The organism is Klebsiella sp. FDAARGOS_511, from assembly GCF_003812845.1.
In the GTDB taxonomy this organism is placed as follows: Bacteria; Pseudomonadota; Gammaproteobacteria; order Enterobacterales; family Enterobacteriaceae; genus Klebsiella; species Klebsiella grimontii.
The window spans coordinates 2,803,429-2,817,020 of the sequence record NZ_CP033824.1 but is presented as its reverse complement, the minus strand read 5'-3'; the positions used below and the strand labels follow the sequence as shown (position 1 = coordinate 2,817,020).

Sequence of the window (13,592 nt, the reverse complement as noted above, 5' to 3'; positions counted from 1 at the left end):
TAGTTTGTAGGGTTTGCAGGTGTTTTTTTCGCCCCGTCTCAGTGAGCGGGGCGCGATGTTGTTATTGATAAAGGTCTAATGCGGACTGCAGGGGTTGAACGTTGAAGCGTTTGCCAAGGGCTATCAGCTCTTCGCGGGTGATAGTTTGTTTCATCCCGCCCATTGAATAGACTTTCACCAGCACCTCAGCGGATTTCTCGGCGGTATCGATCAGGCCGAAGGTTTCGTCCAGATTGGGGCCGCTGCCGAAAACGCCGTGGAACGGCCACAGCACCAGCGAATGTTTCTGCATCGCCTCGGCGGTGGCCTGGCCGATTTCGTCGGTACCCGGCACCATCCACGGCAGGATGCCGACGCCGTCCGGGAAGACCACCAGACATTCGGTACTTCCTTCCCACAGCTTGCGGGTGAACAGATCGCTGGTGTTCTCCAGCACGTAGGTCAGGGCGATCAGGTTGGTGGCGTGACAGTGCATGATCACCCGGTCTTTGCCGTTGGTCAGCCGGATGCGCTCGCTGTGCGACAGGAAGTGCGCCGGCAGCTCGGAAGTGGGCACCGCGTCGTTGGTCAGGCCCCAAAGAATATGGTATCCCGCGCCGTCGCTGTCGACTTTCACCACCCCGAGGTTAGCCGCCGGGTCGAGCTGGACGTTACGGAAGAATTTACCGGAACCGGTGACGATAAACGGCTGGTTAGCCAGCGTCGGCATCGGCTGGCTCAGGGCGATATAGCGCGGTTTGGCGTGAAAATCCGCCGCGTAGGGTTCAATATCCGCTTCGTCCAGGCGCAGCGTCAGGTTGCCGCCGTTGCGCTCGTCCCAGCCTTTCAGCCAGGCGTCGGAAGTGGCTTTAATCATGCCCTGGACGAACCAGGCGTCGATAATGGTCTGCATAGTCTTGTCTTTCCTGTTGATTCGGCGCGGGGTTGGCCCCTCGCCCTGAATATGTGCGAGCCCCGGATTGCGCCGTAAACGGCTTATCCGGGCTACCAGTTCGTAGCCCGGCCGCGACCCGGGGAACGTCCAGGCATTACCCGCGCTGGCTCAGAACCGCATTTTCATAAGCGCGTACGTTATCCAGCCACTGGCTGCCCGCCGGCGTATCGTGACGCTGACAGTACATCTCCCAGATGGCCTGCCACGGCAGGCACTTCTGCTCTTCCAGCAGCGCCAGACGGGCGGTGTAGTCGCCGTCGACTTCCAGCTGACGCAGCTGGGCGGTCGGTTCCAGCAGGGCGCGCAGCAGCGCTTTCTTCATATTGCGCGTGCCAATCACCCACGCCGCGATGCGGTTAATCGAAGCGTCGAAGAAATCGAGGCCGATATGCACGCGGTCGAACAGATCGTGACGGATGATTTCGCTGGCGATGGCCTGGGTTTCGTCATCCAGCAGTACCACGTGGTCGCTGTCCCAGCGTACCGGGCGGCTAACGTGCAGCAGCAGGCGCGGGATATAGAGCATCGCGGCGGAGATCTTGTCGGAGATGACTTCCGTCGGATGGAAGTGGCCTGCATCCAGGCACAGGGCGGTCTGGCGGCTGGTGGCGTAACCCATGTAGAACTCGTTGGAGCCGACGGTGTAGCTTTCCGCGCCGATACCGAACAGCTTGCTCTCCACGGCGTCAATGTGGTGCGCCGGGTCGAGCTTTTCGCTAATCACTTCATCGAGCGCGTTCAGCAGACGCTGGCGCGGCGCGAAGCGGTCGACGGTAATATCCTTCATGCCGTCCGGGATCCAGATATTCATCACTGACGGCGTGCCCAGCTGCTCGCCGAAGTAAGCGGAAATACGGCGGCTGGCCTTGCAGTGATCGATCCAGAACTGACGGATTTCATCGTTGGCGTGCGACAGCGTAAAGCCGTCGGCGCTCAGCGGATGCGAGAAGCAGGAGGGGTTAAAATCCAGCCCCAGCTTGTTGGCTTTCGCCCACGTCACCCAGTTTTTAAAGTGCTCCGGCTTAATTTCATTGCGCGATACCGGCGTATCGGATTCCAGATAGAGCGCGTGCAGGTTCAGGCGTTTTGGCCCGGGGATCAGGCTCATCGCCTGCTCAAGGTCGGCGCGCAGCTCGCTGGCGTTACGCGCTTTACCCGGGTAGTTGCCGGTGGCCTGAATACCGCCGGTCAGGCTTCCTTCCGGGTTTTCGAAACCGACGACGTCATCGCCCTGCCAGCAGTGCATGGACACGGGCAGGCGATCCAGCTGGCGCAAGGCCTCCTCGACGTCCACGCCGACGCTGGCGTAGCGCTGTTTGGCAATTTCCCAGGCTTGTTCAAGTTGAGTGGTCATGCGCAAAGCTCCTTGTTCTGTTGTGGCTGAAACTGCGCGACGAAGCGGGCAATTTCATTTTCAGGATTAGGGGTAAAGGTAGTGAGGGCGTAGTTTTGTCGTACCACCTGACGGAATTCATCGACGTTGTTCAACTCATCCAGGGTCATCAGCTGGATACCGATATTGCCAAGCGTGGAGGCCTCAACCGGGCCGGCAACCACGGTGATGCCGCAGGCGTCGGCGCACAGCTGGTTAAGCAGTTCGTTCTGGCAGCCGCCGCCGACGATATGCAGCTGGCTGAACGGCTGACCGCTCAGCGCCGCCAGCTCGTTGAGCACCCGGGCGTAGAGCAGCGCCAGGCTGTCGAAAATGCAGCGCGCCAGTTCGGCGTCGGTATCAGGAACCGGCTGCCCGGATTCGCGGCAGGCGGCCTGGATTTCCGCGCTCATGTGGTCCGGGTTGATAAAGCGGTCATCGTTGCAGTCGATGACGAAGCGGCAGGCCGGAAGCGCAGCGGTACGCGCGATCAGCGCTGGCAGGTCGCCGACGTTTTGCTCCTTGAGCACCCGCTGCAGCAGCCACAGGCCCATAATATTTTTCAGCACCCGATAGCGGCCTTCGGCGCCACCTTCGTTGGTGATATTGGCTCTTAGCGCCGCATCGCTGGTGCAGGGGGTTTTGCTTTCAAAGCCCATCAGCGACCAGGTGCCGGAAGAGAGGTAGGCGGCGTTTTTGCTGGCCAGCGGCGAGGCGATAACCGCGCTGGCGGTATCGTGGCTGGCGACGGCGACCACCGGGATGTGATTGCCCTGCGGGCAAATCCAGTGGCCGATGACGTTGCCGGGATGGGTCGGCGTACCGAACCATTCGCGCGGCGCGCCGCTCCAGTTCAGCAGGTCTTCATCCCAGCTATCGCTGTTGATGTTGACCAACTGCGTGGTGGTGGCGTTGGTGTATTCCCAGTTCATGTTGCCGGTCAGGCGGAAGCTAAAGTAGTCCGGGATCAGCAGCGCGTGCGCGGCCTGGCTGACCAGCTCCGGCTGCTGTTCAACCAGCGCGCGCAGCTGATAAAGGGTGTTAAACGGCAGAAACTGAATGCCGCTGCGGCGGTAGATTTCCGCGCGGCCCAGTTGGGCTTCGGCGTGGCGCATCAGGCCCTGGGTGCGAGAGTCGCGATAGGAAACCGGCAGGCCGACACGCTGGCCCTGTTTATCCAGCAGGACATAATCCACGCCCCAGGTATCAATGCCGATGCTGTCGATCAGGATGCCCTGTTCGCAGACCTTCTCCAGACCGCGGCGAATTTCCTCTTCCAGGCTATCGAGATCCCAGCAGTCGAAGCCATCGACCTTCTGCAGACTATTGGTAAAGCGGTGAATTTCGCGCAGGGCCAGGGTTTGCTGGGCGGGTTGATAGCTGGCTAGCATCACCCGCCCGCTGGAGGCGCCTAAATCAACGGCGACACAATGACGAAGACTCATGGGAAGATCCTTGTGAAAATCATTGCATGCAGTCTAAAAAAGTCGCGTCAGGCTCACCTTCTTGTTACTGACAGGGAAAATTGGCCGCTGGCAAGAAAGCAAAGGTGACCGTGAGAGAGGTCACAGTTTCGTTTTCTCCGCGGTGGCGTGCGGGATGTGATGTTGTCCGCAGTTCCCGATCTTTCCCGTCATTTCTTGAAAAAGCGGCAGGCTTTACGAATTTTACGGTCAAAAATTGAAGGCCGGATCGCCGCCCCTTAATTACTATTTGCTCCACTGATTGATAACATTTCTCATTTCGAGGAGCTGCTATGACCATGTTGCACAGTGTGGATTTCTTTAAGTCCGGCGTTTCAGCTGTCGCCATTGAGCCGCGGCTCCCACAATCCGCTTTTCCTGAACATCACCATGATTTTCATGAGATTGTTATTGTGGAACACGGTACGGGAATTCACGTTTTCAACGGCCAGCCCTACACCATCAGCGGCGGTTCGGTCTGCTTTATTCGCGATCACGACCGCCATCTCTACGAACATACCGATAATCTGTGCCTGACCAATGTGCTCTATCGCGCGCCGGACGCGTTTCGCTTTTTGTCCGGCCTGAACGCGCTGCTGCCGCAGGAGCAAGAGGGAAATTACCTTTCGCACTGGCGGGTTAATCAGAGCGCTTTGCAGCAGGTGCGCCAGATTGTGGATCAGATGGAGGAGGTCGGCGCGGATGCGGATATGCACGCTATCGCCAGCCGCGAGATTTTATTTATGCAACTGCTGGTGCACCTGCGTAAAAGCAGCCTGGCCGAAGGGGCGTCGGACAACGAGGCGCGGCTGAACCATTTAATGGCCTGGCTGGAAGACCATTTTGCCGAAGATATCTGCTGGGAAGAGGTCGCGGCGCGGTTTTCACTCTCCCTGCGAACCCTGCATCGCCAGTTAAAACAGCAAACCGGACTGACGCCGCAGCGCTATCTGAATCGGGTGCGGTTGATGAAGGCGCGCCATCTGCTGCGCCATAGCGATGATAGTGTGACCGATATCGCCTATCGCTGTGGATTCGGCGACAGTAACCACTTTTCGACGCTTTTTCGCCGGGAGTTTGCCTGGTCTCCGCGTGATATTCGCCAGGGACGCGACGCCATTCTTCAGTAACGCGAGAGCAGTCAACGTTTTAGCAGGCATAAACGCGAATAATGACTCGTTTTTTCGCGTCCGGAGTTGATGTCGTGGCAGGTCAGCTGATTCTTCGCAAAGATGAATTTTTCGCCTCCCCCGCTCAGGCGGTGGCGGTAGCGGATCGCTATCCGCAAAACGTCTTCGCCGAGCATACCCACGAGTTCTGCGAACTGGTGCTGGTGTGGCGGGGGAACGGCCTGCACGTCCTTAACGATCGCCCGTGGCGGATTACCCGCGGCGATCTGTTCTATATCCGCGCGGAAGACAAACACTCCTACGCCTCGGTGAACGATCTCGTCCTGCAAAACGTCATTTACTGCCCGGACCGGCTGCGGCTTAACTTTGACTGGGCGGCGCACATTCCCGGTCTGTTCGGCACTCCGTGGGTTCCGCACTGGCGGATTGGCAGCAGCGGCATGGCCCAGGTCAGGCAGGTGATTACCCAGCTGGAGCATGAAAGCAGCCGCAGCGATGCGCAGGCCAATAATATGGCCGAACTGCTGTTTGCGCAGCTGGCGCTTATTCTTCAGCGCTATCGCTACGCCACCGATAATCTGGCGGCAACCCAAAGCGAAGCGCTGCTCGATAAGCTGCTCACCGAGCTGGCGGGCAGCCTCAATCGTCCCTTCTTTCTTGACCGTTTTTGCGAGCGCGAAGGGTGCAGCGAACGCGCGCTGCGTCAGCAGTTTCGCCAGCAGACGGGGATGACCATCAACCACTACCTGCGCCAGCTGCGCATCTGTCACGCGCAGTATCTGCTGCAGCATACCGAACGGCTGATTGGCGAAGTGGCGATGCAGTGCGGGTTTGAAGACAGCAACTACTTTTCGGTGGTGTTTAACCGCGAGATAGGCATGACGCCGGGGCAGTGGCGGCAGCGCAGTCGCACCGCCGCCTGACGACGCTAGTTCGCCATTCCCAGACCAACGATATTGGCGGCGATAATAATCACCACGCAGCCGAGGCTGAGGACGCCCACCGGACGACGACCGGCGTTGTTCCACTCTTTCAGTATCAGACCCACCAGGCCGCCGCACAGCACATAGAAGCTCATATGCAGCATCCAGCTCATGTAGTCGTACTGCGCCGGAATGCTGGCGTGGCCCCAGGCATAGAAGAAGAACTGGAGATACCACATCAGGCCGCCTAACGCCGAAAGCAGGATATTGCTGACGATGAGCGGTTTTGCCAGCGAGAAGTCGGCTTTTATCGACAGGTTTTTCACTTTTGCCAGACGAATAAAGCAGAAGCCGAGGTTAACCAGCGCGCCGCCGCCCATGATCACCACATAGCTTGGCAGCGCGGTATAGAGCGGGTCAACGCCGAGCGCGGCGGCCGCTTCATGCATCGGCTTGGCGGCGTTCATGGCGAACGACATACCGGCCGAGAAGATGCCGCACATCACCGCCAGGACCAGCCCCTTTTTCAGGTTGAAGTCTTCGGCTTTGATGCCCATTTTGCGCTCTTTCAACTGGCCGGCGCGGGTGACGATCCCCACGCCAATCACCGCGACCAGCACGCCGAGCAGCGTCATCTGGCCGCCTTTGGTGTTAATGAGAACAGCAAACTGACCGTTAAGAATCGGCGTCATTAAGGTGCCAACAATCAGCGTGATACCAATGGCGATGCCGATCCCCATCGACATGCCGAGGTAGCGCATCGTCAGGCCGTAGTTGATATTACCGATACCCCACATGGCGCCGAACAGGAAAACGGGCAGCAGCGTGGAGGCGTTAAAAGAGCCGTAATAGGCCCAGAAATCGGGCAGCAGCATGGCGCTGATGGCCCAGGGGAGGATCAGCCAGGAGACAATACCGCCGATAGACCACATGGTTTCCCAGGACCAATGTTTAACTTTCTTGAACGGGGCATAGAAACAGGCTGCACTGGCCGCACCTATCAAATGCCAAAAAATACCCATCGTAATCGCGTGATTCATTGATTTTATCCTCATCTATTTTTTATCGGATAAATCTTCTTCCGACCCGGTGAGTGTAAAAATCGGTCAGTTTTTCCGCCTTTAAGCTGTTGCCACCGGAAGCCTGAACCTGGCAACCAAAAACTTAATTAGTTGTTCTGTATCACAAAACGACATCAATCCCCCCCTGTTATAACCTTATTAAAAATACGGCATTGATAAGCGTTTTCAATATCATTTAATTAACTATAATGAACCAACTGCTTACGCGGCATTAACACTTTCCGCCGCTCGACAATAATGGAGATGATTATGAGTTACACACTGCCTGCCCTGCCGTACGCTTATGACGCCCTGGAACCGCATTTTGACAAGCAGACGATGGAAATCCATCACACTAAACACCACCAGACCTACGTGAACAACGCCAACGCGGCGCTGGAAAGCCTGCCTGAATTCGCGAGCCTGTCCGCAGAAGAGCTGATTACCAAACTGGATCAGCTGCCGGCAGACAAAAAAACCGTTCTGCGTAACAACGCCGGCGGCCACGCTAACCACAGCCTGTTCTGGAAAGGCCTGAAAACCGGTACCACCTTGCAGGGCGACCTGAAAGCGGCTATCGAGCGCGATTTCGGTTCCGTTGACAACTTCAAAGCGGAATTTGAAAAAGCGGCTGCGACCCGTTTTGGCTCCGGCTGGGCGTGGCTGGTGCTGAAAGGCGACAAGCTGGCGGTGGTTTCTACCGCTAACCAGGACTCCCCGCTGATGGGTGAAGCTATCTCCGGCGCTTCCGGCTTTCCGATTATCGGCCTGGACGTGTGGGAACACGCTTACTACCTGAAATTCCAGAACCGTCGCCCGGACTACATCAAAGCGTTCTGGGACGTCGTGAACTGGGACGAAGCCGCAGCGCGTTTTGCCGCCAAAAAATAAGGTTGCATTGTGCTGAGCGAGAAGCGAGTCTGATGACTCGCTTTTTTTATATCCGCAGCAAAGGAGCAGCGATGCACTATCCGGTGAATGTCTTTGTGGGCAAGGTAAGGGATTACGACGGCAGCCGTCCAAGCGCCATCGGGAAAGTCCAGGTCGATGGTGAACTGACCCTCGGCGATTTGGGGCTGGAGGGCGATGAGCAGGCCGAGAAGAAAATTCACGGCGGACCGGACCGCGCGCTGTGCCACTATCCCCGAGAACACTATGCCCATTGGGCGCTTGAACTTCCGCAGCAGGCGGATCTTTTCTGCGCCCCGGCGTTTGGCGAGAATCTCTCGACCGAAGGGCTGACGGAAAAAAATGTCTACATCGGCGATATCTTTCGCTGGGGAGAGGCGCTGATCCAGGTGACGCAGCCGCGCTCTCCCTGCTTCAAGCTCAACTATCATTTTGCCGTCAGCGATATGGCCCAGCTTATGCAGAACAGCGGTAAAACCGGCTGGTTGTATCGGGTGGTGGCGGGTGGGCAAGTCTCCAGCGATGCGCCGCTGGCGCTGGTATCCCGGCTCAGCGACGTCAGCGTTCACGAAGCGGGCGCCATCGCCTGGCAGATGCCGTTCGATGATGACCAGTACCGACGTTTACTTTCCGCGGCGGGGCTGTCGGTAAGCTGGAGCAGAACGATGCAGAAGCGGCGTTTAAGCGGGCAGATCGAGAATAATTCGCGGAGATTGTGGGGAAAATAGCGCTTCCGTGCGCGTTCCCGGATGGCGGCGCTTTGCGCTTTATCCGGGCTCCCCGTTTCGAACCCGGCCTGGCGAAGCGCAGGCCGGGGGCATCAGGTGCGCTTATACAGCGGCAGCCAGAGGGTTAAACGCAGGCCGCCCAGCGGGCTGTCGTCGGCTTTTACCCAACCGCGGTGCTGTTGAATCGCCGCTTCGACAATCGCCAGACCCAGGCCGGTACCGCCAGACTCGCGGTCGCGCGCCTCATCGGTACGGTAGAACGGACGGAAAATCTGCTCGCGATCCTCCGGACTCACGCCCGGCCCGTCATCATCGACGTTAACCGTAATTCCGTCTTTATCCACCGAGAAGCTCACTGAAATTTTGGTATGCGAATAGCGCAGCGCGTTACGTACGATATTTTCCAGCGCGCTCTCCAGCGCATTGGGGTTACCGTACAGCGGCCAGGGCCCCGGCGGATACTCGACGGTGAACGATTTCCCCATCTGTTCGGCTTCAAAGGCGGCGTTATCCAGCACCTCGCCCCACAGCTGGTTGGCTTTCACCGTTTCGCTGACCAGCGCGGTTTTCGCCTGATTGCGCGACATCACCAGCAGGTCGTTGATCATGCTATCCAGCCGGTGCGCTTCCATCTCAATGCGCTCCAGCTCTTTGCTTTCCCCGCTGCGGCGGCGCAGCAATGCGGTGCCTAACTGCAGGCGGGTCAGCGGCGTGCGCAGTTCGTGCGAGATATCGGACAGCAGACGATGCTGGCTGGACATCATGCGCTCCAGCGCGGTCACCATCTGGTTAAAACTGGTCCCGGCGGCTAAAAACTCCTGCGGACCGGCTTCCAGCTCCGGATGCTGACGCAGGTTGCCCTGGGCGACTTCATCGGCGGCATTTTTCAGCTTACGTGCGGGTTTCGCCAGGCTCCACGCCAGCCACAGCAGCAGCGGGGCGCTGACTAACATGGTGACGATCAGCAGCAGTAACGGCCGATCGAACAGCAGATTGATGAAGTCTGATTGTGATGTATTGGCAGGGCGAATCAGATAGAGCTGGTAGTTATCTTCTCCATCCCTGACGGAAAAAGGCCCGACCATTTCCAGACGACCATAGCGCTTTTTCTGCGGATGGTCGGCGTTATCCGCCTGGCCGATAAAGTTGCGGATAATCTGCATTTCGTTGCGCTCGGCGCCGATAACGCGACCTTCGCTGGTAACCAGCAGCAAACGCTGGCCCGGCGGAGCCCACTTATCGATGGCGCGAAACAGACGACGCCACCACATCAGGTCGTTTGGCGGATCGTTCGCCAGTTCGGCCTCGACGTGCTGTTCAATCATGATGCCCTGACGTTGCTCGCTCTCCAGCAGCTCGGTCATCTGGCGCGAGTCCAGCTTGGGCAGCATCAGAACCAGCATCAACACCAGCGCCAGCGTGAGCCAGAAAATAGCGAAGATGCGTGCGGTTAAACTTCCAATCATGAAGCCGATACCATCAGATAGCCGCGTCCGCGCAGGGTTTTAAACCACGGATGGCCGTCTTTGCGCTCCGGCAGCTTGCGCCGCAGGTTGGAGATGTGCATGTCGATCGCGCGATCGAATGGCGTCAGGCGTTTACCCAGCACTTCCTGGCTAAGATGCTCACGCGATACCACCTGGCCAAGATGCTGCGCCAGAAGATAGAGCAGGGTGAACTCGGTGCCGGTCAGTTCCAGGGTCAGACCATCGAAGCTGGCTTCCTGGCGACCGGGGTTAAGGCTTAGCGCATCCACTTCCAGCGTCGGTGACCCGGCTTCGGTTGTCTGCTGCTGCTCGCTCCAGTGCGACCGGCGCAGAATCGCGCGTATACGCGCCACCAGCTCACGATCGTTGAACGGCTTAGGCAAATAATCGTCCGCGCCCAGCTCGAGGCCGAGAACGCGATCCAGCTCGCTCCCGCGGGCCGTTAGCATGATAACCGGGGTCTGGTGTGTCTGACGCAACTCTTTGAGCGTGTCGATACCGTTTTTCTTCGGCATCATCACATCAAGCAAAAGTAAATCGATGCTGTCGTCCAGAAGGGCCAGCGCCTGTTCCCCATCATGGGCGACGAGCACATTAAAACCTTCCATATCGAGCAGCTCTTTTAACAGGGAGGTGAGCTCCCGGTCATCATCTACTAACAGGATTTTATTCATTGTTTAAATACCTCCGAGGCAGAAATTACGTCATCAAGGCTCGCTAATCCATGACTTTACGTTGTTTTACACCCCCTGACGCATGTTTGCAGCCTGCATCGTAAACTCTCTCTCGTTGAATCGCGACACAAACGTTTTGGGAGTATGTGATGCGCAATGTTATCGCTGCCGTCATGGCCTCAACGCTGGCGCTAAGTGCATATAGCCAAGCCGCTGAAGTCGTCACCAGCGTTAACTGGCTTCCCGGAGACGAAGGGGTCCAGCGCAGCAGCCAGAGCCATATGTTTGACGGCATAAGTTTAACTGAACACCAACGGCAACAGTTACGAGATCTTATGCAGCGGGCACGCCACGACAGGCCACCCGTTAATGTTAGCGAAATGGAGACAATGCATCGCCTTGTCACCGCAGAAAATTTTGATGAAAACGCTGTACGCGCTCAGGCAGATAAGATGGCGCAGGAACAGGTTGCCCGCCAGGTTGAAATGGCAAAAGTTCGCAACCAGATGTATCACCTGCTAACGCCAGAGCAGCAAGCGGTTTTAAACGCTAAGCACCAGCAACGAATGGATCAGTTGCGTGAGGTTGCACGGATGCATAAAGGCTCAGCGATGATGCTTTCGAGTAGTAGCAATACCCTGCAACCCCAGTAACAACCCTGTTTTCCTTGCCATAGACACCATCCCTGTCTTCCCCCACATGATGTGGGGGTTTTTTTTGCCCGTTATTCAGCGCCCTCCTGTCTCCCCGTCCCGGTAAAAGATCGGGTTATACTAAGCGCATCGCGAAGTAAGGAGCGTTTATGAATCAATCTTATGGGCAGCTGGTGAGCCGCGCGGCGATTGCGGCGACGGTGATGGCCTCTGCGTTACTTTTGATCAAGATTTTTGCATGGTGGTATACCGGGTCTGTGAGTATTCTGGCGGCGCTGGTTGATTCACTGGTGGATATCGCCGCCTCGTTGACCAACCTGCTGGTGGTGCGTTATTCGCTGCAGCCTGCCGATGAAGAACATACCTTTGGCCATGGTAAAGCGGAATCGCTGGCCGCGCTGGCGCAAAGTATGTTTATCTCCGGCTCGGCGCTGTTTCTGTTCTTGACCGGTATTGATCATCTCGTTCGTCCTGAGCCGATGAATGCGGCGGGCGTTGGGATGGTGGTGACGCTGATTGCGCTGGTCAGCACGCTGCTGCTGGTCACGTTCCAGCGCTGGGTCGTAAGAAAAACACAAAGTCAGGCGGTACGGGCGGATATGCTTCATTATCAGTCTGATGTTATGATGAACGGCGCAATTCTGGTGGCGCTGGCCCTCTCCTGGTACGGCTGGCACCGTGCTGATGCGCTGTTTGCATTAGGTATAGGCGTCTATATTTTATATAGCGCGCTGCGCATGGCTTATGACGCCGTTCAGTCGTTGTTAGACCGCGCGCTTCCTGATGAGGAACGCCAGGAAATTATCAATATCGTGACCGCGTGGCCAGGCGTCAGCGGGGCGCACGATCTACGAACGCGGCAGTCAGGGCCGACTCGCTTTATTCAGATTCATTTGGAAATGGAAGATAACCTCCCGCTGGTTCAGGCACACGTAATTGCCGACCAGGTGGAGCAGGCGTTGTTGCTCCGTTTTCCCGGGTCCGATGTCATTATCCACCAGGACCCCTGCTCTGTGGTGCCGTTAGGGCGGCAGGGTGTTTTATGATCTTTAGGTTATAGTCTGTAAACTCGATGTAAAAGTGTGGGGCGGATCGGCATTTTTTGTATAAATTACCGCCATTTGGTCTGACCTGAATCAATTCAGCCAGAAGCGTTTGATATACTATTGCAATTATCGTTGTGCACTCCTGGTGAGGGGCGCTTCAGGCAACAGGATTATTTTTTGCTTCCTAAGTTCAGAGGTAGTCATGATTAAGAAAATCGGTGTGTTGACAAGTGGCGGTGATGCCCCGGGCATGAACGCAGCAATTCGTGGCGTTGTGCGTGCGGCATTAACGGAAGGTCTGGAAGTTTTTGGAATCTATGACGGTTACCTCGGCCTGTATGAAGATCGTATGGTTCAGCTCGACCGCTACAGCGTTTCCGACATGATCAACCGCGGCGGCACCTTCCTGGGGTCGGCGCGTTTTCCAGAATTCCGCGAAGAACATATTCGCGCAGTCGCCATTGAAAATATGAGAAAGCGCGGCCTGGATGCGCTGGTGGTTATCGGTGGTGACGGTTCCTATATGGGTGCCGTGCGTCTGACTGAGATGGGCTTCCCCTGCATCGGCCTGCCGGGCACTATCGACAACGATATCAAAGGCACTGACTATACCATTGGCTTCTTCACCGCATTGAGCACCGTGGTAGAGGCAATTGACCGCCTGCGTGACACCTCTTCCTCCCACCAGCGTATTTCCGTTGTGGAAGTGATGGGCCGTTACTGCGGCGACCTGACCCTGGCGGCAGCTATCTCCGGCGGCTGTGAGTTCATCATGGTGCCTGAGGTTGAATACACTCGCGACGACCTGGTATCAGAAATTAAGGCGGGCATCGCCAAAGGCAAAAAGCACGCGATTGTGGCGATCACCGAGCATATGTGCGACGTCGACGAGCTGGCTCACTACATCGAGAAAGAGACCGGCCGTGAAACTCGCGCAACCGTACTGGGCCACATTCAGCGCGGCGGCTCTCCGGTTCCTTATGACCGTATTCTGGCATCCCGCATGGGCGCGTACGCGATTGACCTGCTGCTGCAGGGCTTCGGCGGCCGCTGCGTCGGTATTCAGAACGAGAAGCTGGTGCACCACGACATTATCGACGCTATTGAGAACATGAAGCGTCCGTTCAAAAGCGACTGGCTGGATTGCGCTAAGAAGCTGTACTAAGCTTCCAACGGAAACAAAAAGGCCTTCTCAGAGAGAAGGCCTTTTTT

The 13,592-nt window shown here is 57.0% G+C and carries 13 protein-coding genes; 7 read left to right on the top strand and 6 right to left on the bottom strand.

Annotated elements, in window-relative coordinates:
- Positions 1-61: 61 nt before the first annotated feature.
- The 3 genes from rhaD to rhaB form a co-directional block, all read right to left on the bottom strand.
- Positions 62-892: a rhamnulose-1-phosphate aldolase gene (gene rhaD / locus EGY08_RS14510; protein WP_004127198.1), complete on the bottom strand. Its 831-nt coding sequence runs from the start codon at positions 890-892 to the stop codon at positions 62-64.
- A 136-nt stretch (positions 893-1,028) separates the two neighbouring features.
- Positions 1,029-2,288, bottom strand: coding sequence for an L-rhamnose isomerase (gene rhaA, locus EGY08_RS14505; protein WP_004127202.1), 1,260 nt, complete (start codon positions 2,286-2,288; stop codon positions 1,029-1,031).
- Complete coding sequence (gene rhaB / locus EGY08_RS14500) at positions 2,285-3,751, bottom strand: rhamnulokinase (protein WP_123828604.1); 1,467 nt, start codon at positions 3,749-3,751, stop codon at positions 2,285-2,287. Before rhaB ends, rhaA begins: the two co-directional genes overlap by 4 nt.
- Before the next feature lie 311 nt (positions 3,752-4,062).
- Here rhaB and rhaS point away from each other — a divergent pair, with 311 nt between their 5' ends.
- On the top strand, positions 4,063-4,899 hold the full coding sequence (rhaS, locus tag EGY08_RS14490; RefSeq protein ID WP_004127210.1) for an HTH-type transcriptional activator RhaS: 837 nt from the start codon (positions 4,063-4,065) through the stop codon (positions 4,897-4,899).
- A 74-nt stretch (positions 4,900-4,973) separates the two neighbouring features.
- On the top strand, positions 4,974-5,822 hold the full coding sequence (rhaR, locus tag EGY08_RS14485; protein WP_004127212.1) for an HTH-type transcriptional activator RhaR: 849 nt from the start codon (positions 4,974-4,976) through the stop codon (positions 5,820-5,822).
- A 5-nt stretch (positions 5,823-5,827) separates the two neighbouring features.
- On the opposite strand, the gene rhaT is transcribed toward rhaR, so the two are convergent.
- Entirely contained in the window at positions 5,828-6,862 is a 1,035-nt protein-coding gene (gene rhaT, locus EGY08_RS14480; RefSeq protein WP_004127216.1) for an L-rhamnose/proton symporter RhaT, read from the bottom strand.
- Between the two features lie 291 nt (positions 6,863-7,153).
- Here rhaT and sodA point away from each other — a divergent pair, with 291 nt between their 5' ends.
- The gene (sodA, locus tag EGY08_RS14475) at positions 7,154-7,774 is read left to right on the top strand and encodes a superoxide dismutase [Mn] (RefSeq protein ID WP_004127220.1); all 621 of its coding nucleotides are present in this window, start codon (positions 7,154-7,156) and stop codon (positions 7,772-7,774) included.
- A gap of 71 nt (positions 7,775-7,845) precedes the next feature.
- Positions 7,846-8,520 carry a 6-hydroxyaminopurine reductase gene (yiiM, locus tag EGY08_RS14470; protein WP_024360578.1) on the top strand — a complete coding sequence of 225 codons (675 nt, stop codon included), beginning with the start codon at positions 7,846-7,848 and terminating at the stop codon, positions 8,518-8,520.
- A gap of 92 nt (positions 8,521-8,612) precedes the next feature.
- Here the strand turns inward: yiiM and cpxA are convergent, their stop codons facing one another.
- Together cpxA and cpxR are read right to left on the bottom strand one after the other, a co-directional pair.
- A complete protein-coding gene (gene cpxA, locus EGY08_RS14465) occupies positions 8,613-9,986 on the bottom strand; it encodes an envelope stress sensor histidine kinase CpxA (protein WP_004107505.1) in 1,374 nt (457 codons plus the stop codon).
- Entirely contained in the window at positions 9,983-10,681 is a 699-nt protein-coding gene (gene cpxR / locus EGY08_RS14460; protein ID WP_004127228.1) for an envelope stress response regulator transcription factor CpxR, read from the bottom strand. Before cpxR ends, cpxA begins: the two co-directional genes overlap by 4 nt.
- 149 nt (positions 10,682-10,830) lie before the next feature.
- Here cpxR and cpxP point away from each other — a divergent pair, with 149 nt between their 5' ends.
- The 3 genes from cpxP to pfkA all read left to right on the top strand — a co-directional run bounded on the left by cpxP (position 10,831) and on the right by pfkA (position 13,545).
- Positions 10,831-11,334, top strand: a complete 504-nt coding sequence (cpxP, locus tag EGY08_RS14455; RefSeq protein WP_004127232.1) for a cell-envelope stress modulator CpxP — start codon at positions 10,831-10,833, stop codon at positions 11,332-11,334.
- A gap of 149 nt (positions 11,335-11,483) precedes the next feature.
- The gene (gene fieF / locus EGY08_RS14450; RefSeq protein WP_049113482.1) at positions 11,484-12,380 is read left to right on the top strand and encodes a CDF family cation-efflux transporter FieF; all 897 of its coding nucleotides are present in this window, start codon (positions 11,484-11,486) and stop codon (positions 12,378-12,380) included.
- A gap of 202 nt (positions 12,381-12,582) precedes the next feature.
- Entirely contained in the window at positions 12,583-13,545 is a 963-nt protein-coding gene (gene pfkA, locus EGY08_RS14445; RefSeq protein WP_004127238.1) for a 6-phosphofructokinase, read from the top strand.
- Positions 13,546-13,592 lie beyond the last annotated feature (47 nt).